Here is a 22,083-nt window from a genome sequence, read left to right as displayed (position 1 = left end):
GCGGGGCAGCGCTTATTCGATCAGCATGGGCTCCTGCTGGCTGGATGCCAGTGCATGGCTGCGAGGTGCAGCCTGTGCAGCAGCTGCGGGAGCCAGTCGGGGAGCCTGCAGCTGGCTTTCACTGCCGGTCTTGAAAGTGGCTACCAGGCGGTTCAGCTCGGCAGCCTGATAGCTCAGGCTGTTGGCGGCGGCAGCGCTTTCTTCCACCAGTGCGGCGTTTTGCTGGGTGACCTGGTCGAGCTGGGCAATCGCATCGCTGACCTGGCCGGTACCCTGGCTTTGCTCCTGGCTGGCGTTGCTGATTTCCTGAATCAGGGCGGCCACGCTCTGGACCTGCTGCACCACGTCGCCAATGGTCTTGCCCGTGGCTTCGACCAGGGTCGTGCCTTCGTTGACCTGGCTGACGCTTTGCTGGATCAGCAGCTTGATTTCCTTGGCTGCCTCGGCACTGCGACCTGCCAGAGCACGCACTTCGCCAGCGACCACGGCAAAGCCGCGGCCCTGCTCACCCGCACGTGCGGCTTCCACCGCAGCATTGAGCGCCAGGATGTTGGTCTGGAAGGCAATGCCATCAATCACGCCGATGATGTCGGCAATCTTGCGCGAGCTGGCAGAAATGGTTTCCATGGTCTGTGTGACCTGCTCCATGGCCTCGCCGCCCTGGCTGGCAGTGTGTGCAGCATTGCGGGCCAGGGTGGTGGCCTGCTGGGCGTTGTCGGTGTTGTGACGCACGGTAGAAGCCAGCTCTTCCATGCTGGCCGCAGTCTGCTGCAGGTTGCTGGCCTGCTCTTCGGTGCGCTGCGACAGGTCGTTGTTACCGGTCGAGATCTGGGTGGCCCCGGTGGCAATGGACTCGCTGCTTTCGCGGATGCGGCCGACAATGCTCAGCAGGTTGTTGTTCATGCCCTTGAGCGCCAGCATCAGGCGGCCCAGCTCGTCCTTGGAGGTGACTTCAATGTGCGAGCGCAGATCGCCCTGTGCCACGGTCTCGGCCACCTGCACGGCGCTGTCCAGGTTGCGGGTGATGGTGCGGATGATGAGGCTGGCGCTGATGAGGGTCAGTACCAGCAAGATAGCAACGGTCACTGCTGCCAGCATCATGGTACGGGTGCTGGCGGCCTGTGCTTCTTCATAGGCCTGCAGCGCCAGCTGCTCCTGCATGGCAGACAGCTGCTGCAGGCTTGCAGCGAGCGGGCTCACGCTGGGGAAAAGCCGGTATTCGATGAAGGAACCCAGACCTTCGTGGTCATCGCGCTCAAAGAAGCGCAGCACATCATCAATGCGCGGAGAAATGGCTTCCAGCAAGGTGTTGACACGGTCAGCCAGCGCTTTTTCCTCAGCAGTGAGTTGGGTCTGCATATAGGCGTTCCATGCAGCCTGCGCGTCATTGCGCACCTGTGTCAGCGTGTCCTTGCCGGATTCAGCCAGGATTTGCTGGTTGTAGACCTTGTTCGTGGTTTCCACCAGCTTGATGCCGTAGGCATCGGCAATCAGCTTGAGCTGCTGCATGGGCATCACACGGTTGTTATAGATGCTGGCCATGCGCTGGTTGGCGCTGTTGAGTTCCAGCATCAGCGTGATGGAGGTGGCCAGCGTCAGCACCAGCAGTGACGCGACCAGCAGCCATAGCTTGGCCCGGATACTGAGGTTTTTTATCGTTTGCATCTCTTCCTTTTTTCCTGCTTGCTCCAGAACGACGGGCTGTGCTCCTAGCACAGTCGGATGGTCGAAGCTGAATCACCAAATGAAATCGACACAAATTGTGGCAGATTGTTACTTTTTGGACGAGGCTGCATGGCAGGGCCTCTTGCATGCTGATGAATGCCTGTGCGCGTAATTTGCCAACAAGTGGTGGCACACGGAGGCAATTGGTGGGTAAAAGCGCCGATACGCATCGCGTACTGCGAAGTGAACATTTCCCAATTGCGTTTTGAGGTGGGCCCATGCCCTGCACGCTGGACACAAAAAAGCCCCTGGGGTGACCAGGGGCTGTGTAGTGCGAGGAGGGGCTCAGTCCGGCATGGAGCAATGGCCGCCCTGGACTGCCACGCCCGAGCCTGCGGCGATCAACGGCGCTTCAAAGCGCAGATCGACGGGCTTGGAGGTGTGAAAGTCCCAGACCAGAAAGGCCAGCAAGAGGGCCCAGAACGCGGTGCGCAGTACGACAGTTTGTTTCATGGCTGTGCGTCCTTTCCTTTACAGACCAAAGTGGCGGCGAATGCGCAGACCAAAGATGGTGCCTGCGAAGGCCAGTGGCACCCAGATCCAGCCGTGGATGGAACCCGTGGAAATGCCCGAGAACATGGCGCCCACATTGCAGCCAAAGGCCAGGCGCGAGCTGTAGCCCAGCACCAGACCGGCGATCAGCACGACGATCCACTGCTTGCCGGTCAGGGCCTTGCCGCAGTCTGGTGAGGAAGCACTGACCCACAGGGCACCCGCCAGAATGCCGATATTGGTGATGCTGGTCACATCCAGCAGCACGGTCTCATGCAGGCGTGCGGCATTGCCGGGCTGGCTCCAGAACCAGTTGGTGGACAGATCCATCAGGCCAGTGGTGTTGGCAATTTTTGCGGCCCACAGACCAAAGCCATAGACCACGCCCCAGGGCTGGCCGGCAATCACCAGGTTCAGCGTGGCAAAGATGGCCAGCAGCACAGCGCCCACGATCCACTTGCGCACGAACATGGGCTTGGGCTGGCGGCCTGCCTTGAGGTGGTAGCGCTTGCAGTAAAAGCTGATGCCTGCGGCCACCAGCGCCAGACCGGCCAGCGTGGCGGCAAGGGCCACATCCCAGCCCCATTCAGACACCAGGCCTACGGGCTGAGTGCGGCCGAGATCGAGCCACCAGCCCAGATGCACGCTGCCCAGAAAGCTGCCAATGGCAAACACGGGCAGCACGGCGGCGTTCATGGGAATGCCCAGACCGGCCTTGTACAGCGTGCCGCTGCCGCAGCCGTCGGCAATCTGCATGCACAGGCCGAAGATAAAGGCGCCCACAATCAGGCTCACGCTGGGTGGGCCAAGGGCGGCGGTCAGTTCAGGAAAGTAGCCCAGCAGCGGCATGGCCATGCAAGCCGCCAGCGCCAGCAACAGCAGCTGGCCAAAGACGCCGGAGGGGTCTTTGTCTTCCACCAGCATGCGCCAGCCCGTGGTAAAGCCAAAGCGGCGGCTGGCCAGCACGCCACCCAGACCGATGCCAACGGCAAACAGCGCGGCCTGGCGCACGGAGACTGACCACAGCAGCCAGCCAAAGAACAAGGCCATCAGAATGGCCAAAGGTAATCGCTTCATAGGAAGGCAACCTCTCTTATTGATGCTAAATCAGGAGCGGCTAGCGCTTGAAATATCTATGTTTCCAATAGATTTCTATGTGAAACCCAATAAATACAAGCGCTGACAGCTCTCTTTTTTGTTGTTAGTTGAACTTGCGTTCCCACCATTGTTTGGTAGCGCGCATCAGCTGCTCGCCGCGGCCGGGCATGTTCTGCATGGCAGGAAAGTCCGGCTGCTGCGTCCAGTCCACCATGGAGCCCGCGTACAGCTTCACATTGGGAATGCCTGCCACTTCGCTCAAGCCAAACCAGTCGGTTGCGGCCCAGTGGCCGGTGTTGCAGAAGGCCACGGCGTTCTGGCCTTCAGGCACGTGAATCCTGGCGGCAATTTCCTGGGCCTTGTCTGCATCAACAAAGCGGCTGGTCTTGGGCTCGAACCACTGGTTGAAATCCAGCTGCACCGCGCCGGGCAGGGTGCCTGCGAGCTTGGCGGCAGGCGCCTGTGTCTTGCCCTGGTAGAAAGCATCAGGGCGCGAGTCCACCAGCACGGCGTTGCTCAGCTTGAGGCTCTGGGAAATTTCTTCACGGGTCGACAGCCAGCTGGCATCAAACGTGGGCGCATAGGTGCTGGGCGCGACCTGGATGGCGACGTTGGAGTAAGGCAGCTTGGCAGCTTCCCACTCCTTGAGGCCGCCGTTGAGGATGGACAGCTCCTTCAGTCCCAGCGACTTGAGCGTCCAGTACACGCGCGCCATGGCACCAAAGTCGGTGGTGTCCTTGCCATGCGAAACGACGACGGCATGGGTCTCAGGCGTCAGGCCCAGGGACTGCACCAGCGCGACCAGCTTGTCATGGTCAGGCAGCTCACCGGGATTGGTGGCAGGGCCGCGCCATTTGCCATACGGGGCATTCACGGCTCCCGGAATATGGTTGGCCGCAAAGTCCTTCGGCGGGCGAATGTCAATGACGCGCACCTGTGGCTGGTCCAGCAGGGCAGAAAGCTCGGTGGGCGACAGCAGCGGCGGGGCGGCAAATGCCCAGCCACTGATGCCCCATGTCAGAGCGATGGCAATAAGAGGTCGGTGTTTCATGAAAGGCAGCCGTTCAAACGCAGTTGCAAGCCACAGCGTGGCCAATGCCATATTGTCCGACGCTGCAAATATGGCTGCAAAAAAGAAAAAATTCTTGCGATATGTCTTGGGGTTATGAAGGGGTGGGTGCCTGCATCTGCATCAGATGGTCCACCAGCGCCCGTGCGACGGGCGGCAGGCCTTCATAGGAGCGCATGCATAGCACCAGCTGGCGGTGTGCCCATGGCTCATCGAGAGTGATGGCTTCAATGGCCAGCGTCTGCCGGTACAGCGCTGCACTCTGGCGGGGTAGCACGCCCACGCCAAGCCCCGCCGCCACCATGAGGCACAGGGCGTCATAGCTGGTCACCTGGATGCGCAGTTTCAGCGGCATGTCCAGCTGCGCAGCGCTGCGTGTGAGCTGTGCATTGATGGCGCTGCCCGTGTGTGCGCCCACAAAGTCATAGGCCAGCGCCTGGCGCATGCTGACGCTGCGGTGCGCGGTCAGCGGGTGGCCTTTGGGGGCAATCAGGATCAGCTCGTCCTGCCGGTAGGGGGCAAAGTGCAGTTCGCAGCCATAGCTGCCGGGGTTGAGGATGCCAAAGTCTGCGGCGTTCTGGGCGACGGCCAGCGCGATCTCCGAGCTGACTTTTTCCTGCAGATGCACCTGCACATCCGGGTGCTGGCTCAGAAAGCTTTGCAGCTGCTCTGGCAGAAACTGCGTGATGGCCGAGATGTTGGCCACCATGCGCACATGGCCGCGCATGCCGCTGCCGTATTCGCGCATCTGGCGTGCAATACCGTCGATCTCGCCCAGCACACTGCGCGCCAGATCCAGCAGGGTATAGGCCGCAGCCGTGGGTGTGATGCCGCGATTGCTGCGCTCGAACAGGCGCACCTGCAGCTGGGCTTCCAGCTCCGACAGGCGGCGGCTGGCGGCGGAGGTGGCAATGTGTTCGCGTGCGGCCGCACGGGCAATGGCTTGTTCTTCCATCACGGCCACAAACAGCCGCAGTGAGACAGGGTCGAGTCGCATGCCAGGATTTTGCTTTGCTGTAATGGCAATGCAGGTGGTTTTGGCTCAATCTTTACCAAGGGTAATTACTAATTTTTGCAATTGCTTTGCCGAAATGCGATGGCTGTATCGCAATTGAGCGTTATGCAGTTGCGCTGCGCTTTTGCATCATCCCCTTCACGCCGGGCAGTCAGGGCCTGGCATGGAAAAGAGAAAGCAATGCAAGAGAAGATTTCGCAAAGTCTGCAGCCCGGCGCACTGGCCGGTGTACGGGTCGTAGAGATGGGGCAGCTGATTGCCGGCCCCTTTGCAGGCAAGACCCTGGGCGAGTTTGGCGCTGAGGTCATCAAGATTGAAACGCCGGAAACAGGCGACCCGCTGCGCAACTGGCGCATGATCAAGGACGGTACCTCCGTGTGGTGGCAGGTGCAGTCGCGCAATAAGAAATCCGTGGCGCTGGACCTGCGCCAGCCTCAGGGGCAGGATGTGGCCAAGGCCCTGCTCAAAGAGGCCGATGTGCTGATCGAGAATTTCCGCCCCGGCACGCTGGAAGGCTGGGGCATGTCGCCCGAGGAGCTGCAAGCCCTCAACCCCGGGCTGGTGATTCTGCGCATTTCTGGCTATGGCCAGACGGGCCCCTACCGTGATCTGCCAGGCTTTGGTGTGGTGGGCGAGGCCATGGGCGGCCTGCGCCACCTGACCGGCGAGCCGGGCCGTGTGCCTGTGCGCGTGGGGGTGTCCATTGGCGATACGCTGGCTGCCCTGCACGGCACGATTGGCGTGCTGCTGGCGCTGTACCACCGCAAGGTCCATGGTGGCAAAGGCCAGGTGATTGATGTGGCGCTGCATGAAGCCGTGTTCAACATCATGGAAAGCCTGATTCCCGAGTACAGCGCCTTTGGCGCAGTACGTGAAGCTGCAGGCAGTGCATTGCCGGGTATTGCGCCTTCGAATGCCTACCCCTGCCAGGACGGCTGGGTGCTGGTGGCTGGCAATGGCGACAGCATCTTCAAGCGCCTGATGCAGACCATTGGCCGTGAAGACCTGGGCAATGCCCCTGATCTGGCCAACAACGCTGGCCGTGTGGCGCGCGTGCAGGAAATTGATGAGGCCATCGCGGCCTGGACACGCACGCGCAGCATTCAGGAGGTGCTGGACCAGCTCTCAGCCGCACGCGTGCCCGCTGGCCGTGTCTATACCGCCAAGGACATCTACGAAGACCCGCACTACCGTGCGCGCGACATGATCCTGCAGCAGGAAACACGCGATGGCTATACGGTGGATGTGCCTGGCATCGTGCCCAAGCTGTCTGAGACACCGGGCAGCATCCGCTCCAGCGCCCCAGGGCTGGGTGACGATACCGACGCCGTGCTGGCAGGCATGGGCCTGAGCACCGAGCAGATTGCGCAGTTGCGTGCACAGGGGGTGATTCAGTGAGCAGCAATGTCTGGCACGGCGCAGGTCGCCGTATCTATATCCAGGAAGTCGGCCCGCGTGACGGGTTGCAGATGGAAAAGGTCTTTGTGCCGACCGCGCAGAAGATTGCTTTCATCAACGCACTGTCTGCGACCGGTATGGCCAAGGTGGAAGTGACGGCCTTTGTGTCGCCCACGGCTATTCCTGCACTGGCGGATGCGCAGGAAGTCATGCAGGGGATTGCCCGCACAGCAGGCGTGGTCATGACCTGCCTGGTGCCCAACGTCAAAGGCGCAGAGCGCGCCATTGCCAGTGGTGCGGATGAGCTGAATCTGGTCATGTCCGTGAGCGAGACGCACAACCTGTGCAATCTGCGCATGCTGCGTGAGCACTCGTTTGCAGGCCTGCGCGACATCATCACTACGGCCCAGCAGGGCCAGGTGGCGGTGAACGTATCACTGTCGTGCAGCTTTGGCTGTCCTATGGAAGGCGAGGTGCCGCAGGATGAGGTGCTGGGCTGGGTGGCACGCTTTGCCGCGCTGGGCGTGCAGGGCATCACCCTGTGCGATACCACGGGCATGGCCAACCCTGCGCAAGTGCATGCCATGGTGCAGGCCTTCAAGGCGCGCTGGCCGCAGCTGGGGCTGACGCTGCACTTCCACGACACACGCGGCATGGCGCTGGCCAATGTGCTGGCTGCCATTGCAGCCGGGGCTGACCGTTTTGATGCCTCGGTGGGTGGTCTGGGGGGCTGCCCTTATGCACCCGGAGCCAGCGGCAATGCCTGTACGGAAACCATCGTGCATGCACTGGCGGCCATGGGCTATGACACCGGGGTGAATCTGTCTGCATTGACGCAGATTGCTGCGGGCTTGCCAGCACTGCTGGGTCATGAGATGGCCAGCCCCATTGTCAAGGCTGGGCCGTCCTGCCAGCTGCATGCCAGACCTGCGTCCTTTGATGACATCCGCGCGCGAGCGCAGGAGCGGTGGCAGGCCGCACAAGCAGCGCCAGCTTGTTAAGACCAGGGTTTAAGAGAGCCCATAGAGGCAAACAACAACACAATCCAAGGAGATTCGCATGAACACAATGACACGCAAGCAATTCGGGCGCATCGCGCTGGCTGCAGGACTGGCGCTGGGTATGGGCACGGTGGCCAGCGCGCAGGATGGCTATCCGAACAAGCCTATCACCATGGTGGTGCCTGCTTCTGCGGGCGGCACTACAGACCTGGCTGCGCGCATGACTGCACAGGCGCTTGGCCCCGTGCTGGGGCAGACGCTGGTGGTGGAAAACAAGGGTGGCGGTAACGGCAATATTGCGGCGGCCCAGGTCAAGCGTGCAGAAGCGGATGGCTACACGCTGCTGATGCAGTACTCTGGCTTTCATGTGATTTCGCCCCATCTGGGCAAATCCAGCTGGGAGCTCAAGGACTTTGTGCCCGTGGCCAATGTGCTTTCGGCTCCGCAGATCGTAGTGGTGCGTGGTGATTTGCCAGTGAACACCATGCAGGAACTGGTGGCCTATGCCAAGGCCAACCCCATGAAGCTGAACTACGCCTCGTCCGGCAATGGTTCGCTGCAGCACGTGACCGGTGTGCAGCTGGAGCGGGCCGCTGGTGTGCAGATGATGCACGTGCCCTACAAGGGCACAGGCCCTGCGCTGCAGGATTTGCTGGGCGGTCAGGTGGATCTGACCTTTGGTACCGCGCCTCCATTCATGCCCCACATTCAGGCAGGCAAACTCAAGGTGCTGGCTGTCACAGGCAAGGAACGTCTGCCCAGCCTGCCGGATGTGCCCACCACGGCGGAAACTGGCTTTCCCGGTGTGAATGCCACTTCGTGGTTTGCGATGTTTGCACCCGCGGGCACACCTGCTGCCATCGTGAGCAAGCTGGAGTCTGATGTGCGCAATGCGCTGGCAGAACCCGCTTTCCAGCAAAAGGCGCGTGATCAGGGCGCGGCTGCTGACTTCATGGACAGCAAGGCACTGGGTGACATGGTGCAGCGTGACTGGGACATGTGGGCCCAGATCGTCAAGGAAGCCAATATCAAGGGCGACTGATTCGACAGCAATCACTCTTCAAAAAAATGGGCAGCCGCGGTGGCTGCCCATTTTTTGTTGGTGACAAGCGCCTGCAGGCTTACTGCAGTTCCTTGCCCTTGAGTTCGGGAATGCACAGGGCCGTGGCAATCATGTCCAGCACATAGATGGCTGCCAGCAGTGCAATCGCCATCTGGAAACCATAGGCCATGGCCACGGCACCTACGACGACCGGGCCCAGGCCACCCACGCCGCGACCAATGTTGAACAGCAAGTTCTGTGCAGTGGCGCGTGCTTCCGTGGGGTAGGCCTCGCTCATCACCGCGCCGTAGCCGCCCATCATGCCGTTGACGAACATGCCCAGAACCGCACCTGCCCACAGCATGGCCGTCGGGTCAGACAGCTGGGAGTACGTCAGCACCATGATCACAGCACCCAGCTGGAAGATCAGGAAGCTGGGCTTGCGGCCAATGCGGTCCGCCAGCTGGCCGAAGATCCAGATGCCAGCCATCATGCCGACGATGGTCACGGCGGTCCACATGGACGACTTGGTCAGACTGAAGCCCAGCTGCTTGGACAGGAAGCTGGGCATCCAGATCATGATGCCGTAGTAGCCAAAGTTCTGAACCGATGTCAGCACGATCACGCCAATGCTTACCTTGGTCGTGGCCTTGTCTTTGACCAGCAGCTTGAAGGCTTCAAAGCGCGAGGCTTTACGCTCCTTGGGCTTGCGCACAAACACTTCAGGTTCGTGGATCTTGTTGCGGATGATCCATGCCACCAGGGCTGGAATCACACCCACCAGGAACATGCCACGCCAGCCAATGACAGGCAGCAGCAGGGGCGTCAGCAAAGCGGCTGCCAGCACGCCGACCTGCCAGCCCAGCGCCACATAGGACGAGACGCGGGCGCGGTGCTTGGCAGGCCAGGCTTCAGCCGCCAGCGCCATGCCAATGCCGAATTCACCGCCCAGGCCAATACCGGCGATGGTGCGGTAGATCAGCAGATCCCAGTAGCCGGTCGCAAAGGCGCACAGACCCGTGAAGATGGCAAACAGCATGATGGTCCAGGTCAGCACGCGGATGCGGCCGTAGCGGTCCGACAGTGCGCCAAAGACAATGCCACCGAAGACGGCACCGATCAGTGTCCAGGTGACGAGCGAGCCAGCCTGGCCGGGCGTGAGGTGGAGATCGGCAGAGATGGCGCTGAGCATGAAGCCCAGAATCAGCAGGTCAAAGCCGTCCATGGCATAGCCGACGGCTGAGCCAGTCAGGGCTTTCCAGCTATAGCTGTTCACAGCCGTAGGCTGTGCAGCAGAAACAGAAGTGGGTGAATTCATGGCAGAAGTTGTCCTGAGCAAATACGGAGCGTGAAATCGCTCTTCCAACGGGACAACCCCCCAAGGCACAGGGGCCGTGGGGCTATGCAGACCAGTGGTCAGTGAGATGCGTGGCGTACCTGATGACGCGCAGCAAAAGGCCTGCAAGAAACGCAGGCCGAAGATGTGGAAACTGATTGTAGAAAAAACGACGAAATGCTACAAAAAAGATGGCGCAACAGCTTAGTGTTTTAGATGGTTTCAGCACATGCTGCCTGCAGGATGGCGAGCAATCTGTCATTGAGGTGAGTGTGTGCAGCCGCCGCCATTTGGCATGAGGGCTTTGTATTGGCCAAATGTGAGCAATGCTTGAATATCTTGCACAATTTCGCATCTCAAAATACCAATAAGCAGCAGCTGTGGCTGCAGTTTCCTCTGTCATATTTCATGTCCAACTACCAAGAACTCCTGGCTCGCAAGCGCGAGCTTGAAAAGTCGATTGAAGAAACACGTAAAAAAGAGAGTGTGGAGGCACTGGCCACCATTCGGGAGCTGATTGCAACCTTTGGCTTTACGGCGCAGCAAGTCTTTCCTTTCCAGCCTGCTGCCAAGAAAAAGGTGCAGGCCAAGTACTACGATCCGCAGACGGGCAAGTCCTGGTCGGGCCGTGGCAAGGCGCCCAAGTGGCTCGAAGGTGTGGACCGCAGCCAGTATGAAATTCAGGCGCCGCGCAGCACTCCCAGTCAGCCGCTGGATGAGAACAATCCATTTCCCATCCAGTAAGCACCAAGGGCCGCAAGATGCGGCCCTTTTTCATGGTGTGGTGTCTATGCCTGTGCTTCAGGCCTTGAGCGGCCAGCCCTGCAGGTGCTGCTGCGCAATCTCGTGCAGTGCGCCAATCCAGGTGGGGTGGTCGTTCAGGCAGGGAATAAAGCGGTAGTCCTTGCCGCCTGCGTGCTCAAAGGCTTCGCGTGCTTCCTGGTTGATTTCTTCCAGCGTTTCAATGCAGTCGCTGGTAAAGCCGGGGCACATGATGTCCACGCTCTCCAGCCCCTGTTGAGCCAGCTCGACAAGCGTAGGCTCGGTATAGGGCTCCAGCCACTTGGCCTTGCCAAAGCGTGACTGGAAGGTCAGCACGTATTGCTCCTCGCGCAGACCCAGGCGCTGCGCCAGCAGGCGGCCTGTGGCGTAGCACTCGTCGCGGTAGGGGTCACCCAGTTCGTAGGTGCGCTCGGGTACGCCGTGAAAACTCAGGAACAGCTTTTGGGCGCGGCCGTGCTGCTGCCAGTGCTGTTCCACGGTCTGGGCCAGGGCCTCGATGTAGCCGGGGTGGTCGTGGTAGCGCTGCACAAAGCGCAGCTCTGGAATATGGCGCTGGGTTCTGGCCCAGTCATAGACGGCATCGCAGACACTGGCTGTGGTGGTGCCGGAATACTGCGGGTACAGCGGCACGATCAGAATGCGCGTGGCCCCCTGTGCCTTGAGTGCATCGAGCTGCGCAGGAATGGACGGATTGCCGTAGCGCATGGCGTAGGCCACCAGTACATCAGAGCCTGATGCTTGCAGGCTGCTGCGCAGCAGGCTGGCCTGGCGTTCGGTGAAGTACAGCAGGGGTGAGCCAGTGGCGCCACCTTGGTCCCAGACCGTGGCATATTTGGCGGCCGATGCCTTGGGGCGGGTGCGCAAAATGATGCCGTGCAAAATAGGCCACCACGCGAGCTTGGGGATCTCGACCACGCGGTCATCGGCCAGAAATTGCGCCAGATAGCGGCGCACGGCAGAAGGGGTAGGGGCATCAGGCGTGCCAAGGTTGCACAGCAATACGCCTGTGCGTTCAGGTTGCCCGGCGGGGCGCTTGGGTTCTGGGGCAAAGCGAGACAGCATGTCTGCCATTGTGACAAAAGCAGGCCCTGCTGCCGAAGCATGCATGGGCAGCCCTCATGGGTTCCAGTATTCTTGCCAGCCATGCTTGACCCATCTCAAATTCGTGCCATTACGCTCGATCTGGACGACACCCTGTGGCCCATCTGGCCTGCTATTCACCGTGCTGAAGAAGTACTTTTGCTATGGTTAAAAGAGCATGCGGCGAAGACTGCGTCGCTTTTCCCGACGTCCGAGGCTTTGCGCAGCATTCGACTGCAGATCGAGCGTGAGCGCCCCGATCTGCGTCATGACCTGAGCGCGCTGCGCCGCGAATCGATTGCCGAGGCCATGCGCCGGGCGGGCGATGATGAGCGTCTGGCTATCCCCGCGTTTGATATTTTTTTCGCGCAGCGCCAACAAGTGCAGCTGTTTGACGACAGTTTGCCGGCACTGGAGTTCCTGGCGCAGCGCTGGCCCATTGTGGCGGTGACCAATGGCAATGCCGATGTGCAGCGCATTGGCATCGGGCAGTTTTTCCGCGACAGCTTCAACGTCAGCCGCACGGGCTTTGCCAAGCCGGATATACGGATTTTTCACTGCGCGACGCAAAGCCTGGGCGTGCCCAGTTCGGCCATCCTGCATATTGGCGATGATGCACAGCTGGATGTGGTGGCCGGCCGCAATGCAGGCATGCAGGTGATCTGGGTCAATCGTGAGCACAGGGACTGGCCAGTGCCAGACCAGGCTTCGCCTATGATGGTCAGCAGTCTTGTGCAGCTGTGTGATCTGCTGCGCTAGCTGGCACGGTGGCGTGCTGCGTTGACTTCAAGGAATGTAGACCGTGATTTTTGGCTTTACAGAAGAACAGATTACTGATTTTTTCATGACCTACGGCATCGGGGCGTTCATCCTCTTCATGCTGTTCATCATTGGTCATCTGGCCTGGGAATCCAAGGCGGGCAAGTTCGGTACCTTTGTGCTGTTTCTGGGACTGGCTGTGGGCTTTATCGGCTTTATTGCCAAGGCCGTCCTCCAGTGGTACCTGGAAAAATAATCAAAAACTGAAGCGTCTTGCGCTGGATTTATAAGGGTTTCAGATAGAAAACTATCTGAAACCCTTGTACGTTGGGCGCTAGGCGCTCTTTTTTTGATGAATAGCCTGCGCCACCTGCATGCCGCTGCGCACCGCACCTTCCAGTGTCGCGGGGTAGGGGCCTTGCACATGGTCGCCACAGGCCCACAGGCCTGGCGCAATCCAGGCGGCCGGGCGCTGCACATGCGGCGTGCAGGCAAAGGTGGCGCGCTTTTCGATCACGGTCTGCAGCGGCTGCAGATCGGGCAGGCCAAGCTGCTCGCGTGCCTGGGCGATGACTTGCGTCTGCAGCGCATCCCGCGGCAACTGGCAGGCGCTGACGACCAGCGCAATCAGTCCAGCAGGGCCGCCGAGCTGCAACTTGTCAAACGCAAACTGTGCGGGTGCTGAACCTGGGTGGCTGCGCAAGGCCACCATGGGGGCAGGCAGGATCTGGCCCCGCTGTGGTGGCTGTGCAGTCCAGGCATAGACCGTGGCCAGTGCCGTGTGGGGCAGGGCCTGTGCCGTGGCGGCCCATTCCTGCACCTGTGCATGGGCGTGCACTGGCAGTGAGGCGTGCAGCAGCAGTCTGGCAGCTTCGACGCTGGGCGTTGCCAGCACCACGGCATCAAACAGCTGGCCCTGCACTTGCCAGGCAGTTTGCGCAGCATCCCAGTGCAGCTGACTCACGCGTGTGCCCAGGTGCAATGCCGCGCCGCGTGCATGCAGCCATTGCGCTGCGCTGGCGGGAAAGAGCTGGCTCAGGTCGGTGCGCGGAATCAGCAGGTTGGAGCCACCTTTGCCGGCAAACAGGCCGTCCTGCAGCACGCGCAGAAAAATACGGCCACTGGCCTGGTCGGCAGGCAGGTTGAGTGCCGAAATGCACAGCGGGTCTATGAAGTCATGCAGCAGCCGCGCGGGCAGGTGCTGGCACAGGTCTGCCACGGTGGCTTTCTCTGCGCAGGCAAATTGCTGGCGCTGCCAGCGGTGGGCTGTGCGCAGCAGTGCCAGTTTGTCATGCCAGCTCCAGCCCTTGGTGCGGAGAATGCCCAGCAAGGCATCCCAGGGTGGAGGCAGATCGGGTAGCTGCAGGCCAGAGCCATCGGCATAGCGCAGATCCAGTGGCAGGCGCAGCAGGGTCTGGCGGGCGTCCACTCCCACGGTTTGCAGCATCTGCAGACAGGCCTGGTAGGCGCCGATCAGGATGTGCTGGCCGTTGTCTACCGTCCAGTGCTGGCCCGCAGGCCCTTGCAGGGGGAGTGCGCGTGCGCGGCCGCCCCAGGAACGGCTGACTTCCCACAGTGTGATGCGGTGCCCCAGCTGCTGCAGCTGTACGGAGCAAGTCATGCCTGCCCAGCCACCACCGATGATGGCAATGCGCAGCGCTGGCGGTTGCTGTGACATGGCTGCGGGCAATTACATGCGGCCCAGTGCCTGCATCTTCCAGGCCAGCCACAGCTTGCGCAGCGGCGTCAGCGCAATGCGCTGGTGCAGTACCTGGAAGTTTTCGGCCTCAATCTCGCGCAGCAGCGTGCGGTAGATGCTGGCCATCATCAAGCCAGGTTTCTGGGAGCGGCGGTCAGCGGCTGGCAGCAGGGCCAGGGCTTCGTCATAGAGCTGGTGCGCGCGCTCGGCCTCAAAGCGCATCAGGGCCGTAAATCGGTCTGAGTATTCGCGCTTGGTGATTTCGTAGGCCTTGACGTTGAACTGCTGCAAATCGTTGATCGGCAGGTAAATGCGGCCACGCATGGCGTCCTCGCCCACATCACGGATGATGTTGGTCAGCTGAAAGGCCTGGCCCAGCTTGTGTGCATAGGCGGTGGTGGCAGGGTCGGTCTGGCCAAAAATACGGGCAGCCACTTCGCCCACCACGCCTGCCACCAGGTGGCAGTAGCGCTGCAGGCCAGCGTAGTCCAGATAGCGGGTCTGCTCCAGGTCCATCTGGCAGCCGTCGATGATGGCCTGCAGCTGCTGCTGCTCGATCTGAAACGGTGCAATATGTGGCTGCAGTGCCTGCATCACGGGGTGGCTGGGCTTGCCTGCAAAGGTCTGTGCCACTTCCTGGCGCCACCAGGCCAGCTTCTGGGCGGCCACGCCAGGGTCCTGGACTTCGTCCACGACATCATCTACTTCGCGACAGAACGCATAGAACGCCGTGATGGCTGCACGGCGCTGGGTCGGGAGAAATAGAAAGGCGTAATAAAAACTGCTGCCAGAGGCAGCAGCTTTTTCTTGGACGTAGGTTTCCGGGGTCATATGGCGGTAATTGTCCCATGCCTGTAGTCACAGCGCGGGCAGTTGTGACAAAGCGGTTGTTTTCGGTGAGAACTTGATTTTCGTCAAGGGTTGCGCTGCTTGCTGTGTGCTGCCTGGAGATGGGGGAGGGTGCTGTGTCATGCTTTTCGTTTTTTTATGCAACTATCTAAGACCCGTGCGTTGCAACCTGACACATATTGATTGAGATGCCCAGCTTTAATTCACTGCGTTTGACACAGCGTTACATGCTGGTCTTCTTCGCTTATTTCCTTTCGATGGTCGTGGTAATCGCTATCAGCTGGCACGGGCTGATGAACGCCAGAGACAGTTTGCGCTACCTGCATGACCAATCCTTGCAGCGCATTTTGCTCGCCGACTCCATCAACGAAAGTGTGGCCCAGGCACGCATGCAGATGTTGCTGGCATTTCAGCATGCGCCAGATAGTGCGCTGGCTGAAGTGCACGATCACCCCGTCGCTGTGCATCTGGAGGCCGTCAAGCACAGTCTGCAGCAAGGCATGGCTTGGCAGCAGGAACTGAACCAGCGCATCGAGCCCGGCGTGGACAAGGACATGTTTGCGGAAGCCATGCGCGTGCAGGCTGCCTGGAACAGCAAGCTCTCTGCCATGGTGCAAGCCGCAGAAGGGGGCGACTACAGCAATGATCTGATGGCACGCTTTCTGGCACTGGGTCGTGAGGAGGGCGACATGCTGGTGGCGCTCGTAGGTGCTTTCAAGGGCTTGCAGGTGACGCAGGCCGATGAGGCCTATCGGGCTGCGGACGAGCGCTACCAGGTCAGTATCTGGGTGTTTGTGCTGTGTGTGTTGCTCGGCGGAGTGCCAGCCACGCTGCTGTCCACTTCCTTGCTGAACCGCATGAAGCAGGGCTTCAAACAGGCACATGGCACGGCCAAGGCCATTGCTGCGGGTGATATTTCCCAGCGCGTGGCAGTCAGTGGCAAGGATGAAATCTCTGAGCTGCTGGTGCAGATGGAGGAAATGCGTTCTCACTTGCATGACATCATCTTCAAGGTGCGTGGCGCCGCAGATGCAATTGCGGGTGCGTCCACGCAGGTGGCAGCGGGCACGTCCGATCTGTCTACGCGTACGGAGCAGCAGGCTGCGTCGCTGCAGCAGACGGCGGCAGCGACGGAAGAGCTGTCCAGCACGGTGCAGAACAATGCGGAAAGTGCCATCCGTGCCAGCGAACTGGCGCGTGACGCCACGCAGGTGGCAGAGCGTGGTGGTGACATGGTGTCGCAAGTGGTCACGACCATGGAAGACATCAACCACTCGGCCAAGAAGATTGAAGCCATCATTGGCGTGATCGACTCCATTGCCTTCCAGACCAATATCCTGGCGCTCAATGCTGCTGTCGAAGCGGCGCGTGCTGGCGAGCAGGGGCGCGGCTTTGCTGTGGTGGCCAGCGAGGTGCGTGCGTTGGCTGGTCGCTCGGCAGAAGCAGCCAAGGAAATCAAGACGCTGATTCAGGATTCCGTCAATCGCGTGCGTGCCGGTGGTGAGCAGGTGCATCGCACGGGCGAGACCATGCAGGACATCGTGCAAAGCATTGCACGTCTGGCTGCTATCGTGCAGGAGATTGCAGAAGCCAGTCGTGAGCAGTCCAAGGGATTGGCGCAGATCAACGATGTGGTCGCCAACCTGGATGATGTGACGCAGCAGAACGCTGCCTTGGTGGAGGAGACTTCGGCGGCATCTACCTCGCTGCAGGAGCAGGCCAACCAGATGGCGCAGATGTCTGCACAGTTCATTCTGGAGCAAGGGAATGCCGCCCGGTCGTCCTATGTCAGCACTTACCGACAGCCTGCCAGCATTGCAGGATCTGCTGTGAGTGGTGGGCAGGCTGTGCCAGCCCTGACGCAGCCCTGATCGAAGCAGACGACGGCCTGTTGCTACCAATGCCAGCCTTGTGCTGGCATTTTGTTTTGCAGGTGCTCTACATCCACAGTGCACGCCAGAGCATGCGTGCAACATCCGTTTTGTGCAAAGTCAGGCGCGTGTGCAGGTTGTGGCCTTGCTGGGCCTGCACTTTGTCCAGAATGCGCAGGCCGCCTTGCACGACCAGGCGTAGCTCCCAGCCAATGCGCCCGGGCAGGCGGTGGACCAGTGGCGCGCCTTGCTGCATGAGTGTGCGTGCCCATGCCGTATTGCTGGCGATGAGTCTTTGGATGTCTAGTGTGAGCTGCAGCGCGTTGAGCTGGGTGCGGCTGACATTGAACCGTGCGCAGTCTGCATCGGTGAGGTAGTGGCGACCGCGAGGAATGTCTTCGCTCAGATCCTGCCAGAAGTTGATCAGTTGCAGTGCCGAGCAGATGGCGTCGCTTTGCGCCAGTGCTTGGTCATCATGTACGCCGTACAGATGCAGCAGCAGGCGGCCCACTGGGTTGGCGGAGCGTCTGCAGTAGTCGAGCAGTTCTGCGCGGTCGGCATAGCTCGTCTGGTCGCGGGTCTTGGCAACGTCCTGCACGAAGGCGCTGAGCAGATCGTCGAGCAGGTGTACGGGCAGCTGCCACTGCTGCAGCTGGTACTGCAAGGGGGTGAAGATGGTGGCCCAGCGTGGCTGGGGGGGCTGGCCCTTGGCAATGGCATGCAGTTCCAGTCGGTAGTCCTGTAGTTGCTCCAGGCGCTGTGCGGGACAGGCATCGCCTTCATCAGCCATGTCGTCAGCCGTGCGCGCAAAGGCGTAAATGGCGGCAATGGGTGGTCGCAGGGCGGCCGGGCACAGCCACGAGGCAACGGGAAAATTCTCGTAGTGGGTGATATGCGCGGCCTGCGCGGATGGTGGGGAAGATGCTTTCACCGTGCCATTGTCGTGCGATTTGGCTGTGGTCCATTCAAAGCTTTGAACAGCGCCTCGAGGGCTGTTCTGTGCGCAACGTTTCCCCGCTTTTCAGTGATGTCGCGCAATTGCGCCTGCATAAGAAAAAATGGAGTGGGAAATCGTTGAGGGTTATTTTCGGCGTTAGAATCATGGATTGACCTATGACGCAGGCTGGTCAAAAGTCTGCAGTTATCAAGACCGCGCGGGTGGCGAAATTGGTAGACGCACCAGGTTTAGGTCCTGACGGTGGCGACACCGTGCGGGTTCGAGTCCCGCCCCGCGCACCACATTCCAGTGAGACTATGCGGAATAAGGTGCAGGCTGTGAACTGCAGTCAGCACAGTCCACTATTTCCCCAGAATTAGGAATCACCATGGCCGTTACAGTTGAAACCCTCGAAAAGCTTGAGCGCAAGATTACGCTGAGCTTGCCACTTGCTGCAATTCAAAGCGAAGTTGAAGCTCGCTTGAAGAAGGTTGCACGTACTGTGAAGATGGACGGCTTCCGTCCCGGCAAAGTGCCCATGAATGTTGTGGCCCAGCGTTATGGCTACTCCGTGCAGTACGAAGTGCTGAACGACAAGGTCGGTGAAGAATTCGCCAAGGCTGTGCAAGAAGCCGGTCTGCGCGTTGCTGGTCAGCCCCGCATTTCCGAAAAGGAAGGCGCTGCTGAAGGCCAGGCTGAATTTGAAGCCATCTTCGAAGTATTCCCCGAAGTCAAGATCGGCGATCTGACAGGCGTTGAAGTTGAAAAGCTGACAGCTGACGTAGACGACGCAGCCATCGAGCGTACGCTGGACATCCTGCGCAAGCAGCGTCGCACATTTGCTGTGCGTGCCGCTGACGAAGCCGCAGTGGACGGTGACCGCGTGACCGTGGACTTCGAAGGCAAGATCGACGGCGAAGCTTTTGCCGGCGGCAAGGCTGAAGACTTCCAGTTCCTGGTTGGCGAAGGCCAGATGCTCAAGGAATTTGAAGACGCAGTGCGCGGCATGAAGGTGGGTGAGTCCAAGACTTTCCCTCTGGCCTTCCCCGAGGATTACCATGGCAAGGATGTAGCAGGCAAGACTGCTGACTTCCTGGTGACCGTGAAGAAGCTGGAAGCTGCTAACCTGCCCGAAGTGAACGAAGCTTTCGTGAAGTCTCTGGGTATTGCTGATGGCTCCGTAGAAGCTCTGCGCGCTGACATCAAGAAGAATCTGGAACGCGAAGTGAAGTTCCGCCTGCAAGCTCGCAACAAGCAAGCTGTGATGGATGCACTGCTGTCCGTGGCTGAGCTGGATCTGCCCAAGGCTGCCGTGCAGTCTGAAGTAGCCCGTCTGATGCAGGCTGCCCGTGAAGATCTGAAGCAGCGTGGCATCAAGGATGCTGACAAGGCTGAAATCCCTGAAGACATCTTCCTGCCTCAAGCCGAGCGTCGCGTGCGCCTGGGTCTGGTGGTGGCTGAGCTGGTCAAGGCCAACAACCTGGAAGCTACTCCCGAGCAGCTGAAGGCGCATGTGGACGAACTGGCTGCTTCTTACGAGAAGCCTGAAGATGTGGTTCGCTGGTACTTCGGTGATCGCCAGCGTCTGGCTGAAGTAGAAGCTGTTGTGATCGAGAACAACGTGACCGAATTCGTTCTGGGCAAGGCCAAGGTGAACGACAAGGCAGTGTCGTTCGAAGAACTGATGGGTCAGGCCTAATCAGCTGACTTGAACAAGGCGTTGCTGTTCTGCCTGCAGACAAAGGCAACGCTAAAAAGTTCTTGATCCGGGGCTTGTGCTTTTGGGCACAAGCCCCATTTCATTTCTTGGTTACAGTATTTACTCTGTTTCCACGTTTGGAGAAAACATGAGCGCATTGGATATGCAGGGCCTGGGTATGGTCCCCATGGTGGTTGAGCAGTCTGGCCGCGGTGAACGTGCCTATGACATCTATTCCCGCTTGCTCAAGGAGCGCGTGGTCTTTTTGGTGGGCGAGGTCAACGACCAGTCAGCGAATCTGGTGGTGGCGCAGTTGCTGTTCCTGGAAAGTGAAAATCCTGACAAGGACATTTCTTTCTACATCAACTCGCCCGGCGGCAGCGTCACGGCTGGCATGGCAGTTTTTGACACCATGAACTTCATCAAGCCTGATGTGTCGACACTGTGCACAGGCATGGCCGCAAGCATGGGTGCATTCCTGCTGGCTGCTGGCGCCAAGGGTAAGCGTTTTGCGCTGCCCAATTCGCAGGTCATGATTCACCAGCCTTTGGGTGGTGCACGTGGTCAGGCCACAGAGATTGAAATTCATGCGCGCGAAATTCTGAAGACACGTGAGCGTCTGAACAAGATCCTGGCTGAGCGTACGGGGCAGCCGCTGGAGAAGATCCAGCATGACACCGAGCGCGACTATTTTCTGTCTGCGCATGAAGCCAAAGATTACGGTCTGATCGACAGCGTGATTGAAAAGCGCGCTTGATGATTCAGCGCTGATTGGCTGCAAACGGCGCTTTCCCCCTTCGGGTAGCGCCGTTTTTACATTGCTATCATCCTCTACTCTATTGACGTAACAAGGCGTAGTCCACATGGCCGAGAAAAAAGGCACTACCAGCGAAAAAAATCTTTACTGCACCTTCTGTGGCAAGAGTCAGCATGAGGTGAAAAAGTTGATCGCTGGTCCGTCCGTCTTCATCTGTGATGAGTGCATTGATTTGTGTAATGAAATCATTCGCGATGAAGTGGCGGACACTAGCGCACGCGAGGCACGCGGAGACTTGCCTACGCCTGCGGAAATTAAAGCCAATCTTGATAACTATGTGATTGACCAGGAGCAGGCCAAGCGCACTTTGGCTGTGGCGGTGTACAACCACTACAAGCGCCTGAATCACAAAGACAAGGCTGGCAAGGATGAGGTGGAGCTGACCAAGAGCAATATCTTGCTGATCGGCCCCACTGGCTCCGGCAAGACACTGCTGGCCCAGACGCTGGCACGACAGCTGAATGTGCCTTTTGTGATGGCTGATGCCACCACGCTGACTGAAGCCGGCTATGTGGGCGAGGACGTCGAGAACATCGTTCAGAAGCTTCTGCAAAGCTGCGACTACGACATCGAGCGCGCACAGCGCGGTATTGTCTATATCGACGAAATCGACAAGATTTCCCGCAAGTCCGACAACCCCAGCATCACACGTGATGTCTCGGGTGAGGGCGTGCAACAGGCGCTGCTCAAGCTGATTGAAGGCACCATGGCGAGCGTACCCCCTCAGGGCGGCCGCAAGCACCCCAATCAGGATTTCCTGCAGGTGGACACCACCAACATTCTGTTCATCTGCGGTGGTGCGTTCCAGGGACTGGAAAAGGTCATCGAGAACCGTACAGAAGCCTCTGGTATTGGTTTTGGCGCTGCAGTGCGCAGCAAGGCCAATCGCTCGCTGACCGAGCTGTTCCAGGATATTGAGCCTGAAGACTTGATCAAGTTCGGCATCATCCCTGAACTGATTGGCCGTCTGCCTGTGATTACAGCACTGACAGAGCTCAACGAAGAAGCGCTTGTGCGCATCCTGACAGAGCCTAAGAACGCGCTGGTCAAGCAGTTCAGCAAATTGCTGGGCATGGAAGGCGTGGAGCTGGAAGTGCGACCTTCTGCACTGACTGCGGTTGCTCGCAAGGCGATTGCCCGCAAGACAGGTGCACGTGGTTTGCGTTCCATTCTGGAGCAGGCCTTGCTTGGCACGATGTTTGAGCTGCCCAATCTGGAAAACGTCGAAAAAGTGGTGGTTGAAGAGGCCACCATTGTGGAAGGTAAGGCGCCGCTGCTGGTTTACCGGGAAGCTGCAAAGAAAGCATGAACTGTCTGAATGTGAGGCTTTGTGATGACAAAGCCCGCATCGGCTACCGCAAGCCCGGATAGTTTTGCTACCTAAAGAATATGCATTGCTGTGCGTATGCGCAG

General features: G+C 59.6%; 20 protein-coding genes and 1 tRNA gene. 11 read left to right on the top strand and 10 right to left on the bottom strand.

All coding sequences use genetic code 11. The features are described from left to right. Positions 1-12 precede the first annotated feature (12 nt). The 5 genes from F7P80_RS17270 to F7P80_RS06435 form a co-directional block, all read right to left on the bottom strand. Positions 13-1,665 (bottom strand): methyl-accepting chemotaxis protein, encoded by a 1,653-nt coding sequence (locus F7P80_RS17270; protein WP_151043472.1) that lies wholly within the window; start codon positions 1,663-1,665, stop codon positions 13-15. Positions 1,666-2,010: 345 nt separating this feature from the next. Beyond that, a complete protein-coding gene (locus F7P80_RS16740) occupies positions 2,011-2,178 on the bottom strand; it encodes a hypothetical protein (RefSeq protein ID WP_165442791.1) in 168 nt (55 codons plus the stop codon). A gap of 18 nt (positions 2,179-2,196) precedes the next feature. Beyond that, positions 2,197-3,294, bottom strand: a complete 1,098-nt coding sequence (locus tag F7P80_RS06445; RefSeq protein ID WP_054066993.1) for a YeeE/YedE family protein — start codon at positions 3,292-3,294, stop codon at positions 2,197-2,199. A gap of 124 nt (positions 3,295-3,418) precedes the next feature. Continuing rightward, entirely contained in the window at positions 3,419-4,366 is a 948-nt protein-coding gene (locus F7P80_RS06440) for a sulfurtransferase (protein WP_054067033.1), read from the bottom strand. 112 nt (positions 4,367-4,478) lie between these two features. After that, positions 4,479-5,381, bottom strand: a complete 903-nt coding sequence (locus F7P80_RS06435; RefSeq protein ID WP_151043470.1) for a LysR family transcriptional regulator — start codon at positions 5,379-5,381, stop codon at positions 4,479-4,481. Positions 5,382-5,579: 198 nt separating this feature from the next. Here F7P80_RS06435 and F7P80_RS06430 point away from each other — a divergent pair, with 198 nt between their 5' ends. Genes F7P80_RS06430 through F7P80_RS06420 form a run of 3 tightly spaced genes read left to right on the top strand, consistent with a single transcriptional unit; the run spans position 5,580 to position 8,840 of the window. Further along, entirely contained in the window at positions 5,580-6,797 is a 1,218-nt protein-coding gene (locus F7P80_RS06430; protein ID WP_054066995.1) for a CaiB/BaiF CoA transferase family protein, read from the top strand. Then, a complete protein-coding gene (locus F7P80_RS06425; protein ID WP_249041400.1) occupies positions 6,794-7,798 on the top strand; it encodes a hydroxymethylglutaryl-CoA lyase in 1,005 nt (334 codons plus the stop codon). Before F7P80_RS06430 ends, F7P80_RS06425 begins: the two co-directional genes overlap by 4 nt. A 58-nt stretch (positions 7,799-7,856) precedes the next feature. Then, the gene (locus F7P80_RS06420; protein WP_077344644.1) at positions 7,857-8,840 is read left to right on the top strand and encodes a Bug family tripartite tricarboxylate transporter substrate binding protein; all 984 of its coding nucleotides are present in this window, start codon (positions 7,857-7,859) and stop codon (positions 8,838-8,840) included. A gap of 79 nt (positions 8,841-8,919) precedes the next feature. Here F7P80_RS06420 and F7P80_RS06415 read toward each other — a convergent pair whose 3' ends face one another. Beyond that, positions 8,920-10,158, bottom strand: a complete 1,239-nt coding sequence (locus tag F7P80_RS06415; protein ID WP_058880242.1) for an MFS transporter — start codon at positions 10,156-10,158, stop codon at positions 8,920-8,922. A gap of 426 nt (positions 10,159-10,584) precedes the next feature. On the opposite strand from F7P80_RS06415, the gene F7P80_RS06410 reads away from it, so the two are divergent. Continuing rightward, the gene (locus F7P80_RS06410) at positions 10,585-10,920 is read left to right on the top strand and encodes an H-NS histone family protein (RefSeq protein ID WP_151043468.1); all 336 of its coding nucleotides are present in this window, start codon (positions 10,585-10,587) and stop codon (positions 10,918-10,920) included. Positions 10,921-10,977: 57 nt separating this feature from the next. On the opposite strand, the gene hemH is transcribed toward F7P80_RS06410, so the two are convergent. Continuing rightward, the gene (gene hemH, locus F7P80_RS06405; RefSeq protein ID WP_151043466.1) at positions 10,978-12,021 is read right to left on the bottom strand and encodes a ferrochelatase; all 1,044 of its coding nucleotides are present in this window, start codon (positions 12,019-12,021) and stop codon (positions 10,978-10,980) included. A gap of 81 nt (positions 12,022-12,102) precedes the next feature. On the opposite strand from hemH, the gene F7P80_RS06400 reads away from it, so the two are divergent. Further along, entirely contained in the window at positions 12,103-12,798 is a 696-nt protein-coding gene (locus F7P80_RS06400; protein WP_151043464.1) for an HAD family hydrolase, read from the top strand. 43 nt (positions 12,799-12,841) lie between these two features. Beyond that, positions 12,842-13,054: a DUF2788 domain-containing protein gene (locus tag F7P80_RS06395; protein WP_054067000.1), complete on the top strand. Its 213-nt coding sequence runs from the start codon at positions 12,842-12,844 to the stop codon at positions 13,052-13,054. A gap of 78 nt (positions 13,055-13,132) precedes the next feature. Here the strand turns inward: F7P80_RS06395 and hpnE are convergent, their stop codons facing one another. Together hpnE and hpnD are read right to left on the bottom strand one after the other, a co-directional pair. Continuing rightward, positions 13,133-14,476: a hydroxysqualene dehydroxylase HpnE gene (gene hpnE, locus F7P80_RS06390; RefSeq protein ID WP_211372000.1), complete on the bottom strand. Its 1,344-nt coding sequence runs from the start codon at positions 14,474-14,476 to the stop codon at positions 13,133-13,135. 12 nt (positions 14,477-14,488) lie between these two features. After that, positions 14,489-15,328 (bottom strand): presqualene diphosphate synthase HpnD, encoded by an 840-nt coding sequence (hpnD, locus tag F7P80_RS06385; RefSeq protein WP_151043462.1) that lies wholly within the window; start codon positions 15,326-15,328, stop codon positions 14,489-14,491. 311 nt (positions 15,329-15,639) lie between these two features. On the opposite strand from hpnD, the gene F7P80_RS06380 reads away from it, so the two are divergent. Next, on the top strand, positions 15,640-17,217 hold the full coding sequence (locus tag F7P80_RS06380; protein ID WP_249041399.1) for a methyl-accepting chemotaxis protein: 1,578 nt from the start codon (positions 15,640-15,642) through the stop codon (positions 17,215-17,217). Between the two features lie 67 nt (positions 17,218-17,284). Here the strand turns inward: F7P80_RS06380 and hpnC are convergent, their stop codons facing one another. Beyond that, complete coding sequence (gene hpnC, locus F7P80_RS06375; protein WP_249041398.1) at positions 17,285-18,148, bottom strand: squalene synthase HpnC; 864 nt, start codon at positions 18,146-18,148, stop codon at positions 17,285-17,287. A gap of 221 nt (positions 18,149-18,369) precedes the next feature. On the opposite strand from hpnC, the gene F7P80_RS06370 reads away from it, so the two are divergent. From F7P80_RS06370 to clpX, 4 genes are all read left to right on the top strand, one after another. Beyond that, positions 18,370-18,456, top strand: a tRNA-Leu gene (locus F7P80_RS06370). Positions 18,457-18,542: 86 nt separating this feature from the next. Continuing rightward, positions 18,543-19,853, top strand: a complete 1,311-nt coding sequence (gene tig / locus F7P80_RS06365) for a trigger factor (RefSeq protein ID WP_054067004.1) — start codon at positions 18,543-18,545, stop codon at positions 19,851-19,853. 148 nt (positions 19,854-20,001) lie between these two features. Further along, entirely contained in the window at positions 20,002-20,610 is a 609-nt protein-coding gene (clpP, locus tag F7P80_RS06360) for an ATP-dependent Clp endopeptidase proteolytic subunit ClpP (protein ID WP_054067005.1), read from the top strand. Positions 20,611-20,716: 106 nt separating this feature from the next. Then, positions 20,717-21,979: an ATP-dependent Clp protease ATP-binding subunit ClpX gene (gene clpX, locus F7P80_RS06355; protein WP_054067006.1), complete on the top strand. Its 1,263-nt coding sequence runs from the start codon at positions 20,717-20,719 to the stop codon at positions 21,977-21,979. Positions 21,980-22,083: the final 104 nt, after the last annotated feature.

This window comes from Comamonas kerstersii, from assembly GCF_008801935.1.
Lineage (GTDB): Bacteria > Pseudomonadota > Gammaproteobacteria > Burkholderiales > Burkholderiaceae_C > Comamonas > Comamonas kerstersii.
The sequence above is the reverse complement of the archived record's forward strand: the minus strand, read 5'-3'. Positions and strand labels throughout refer to the sequence as shown.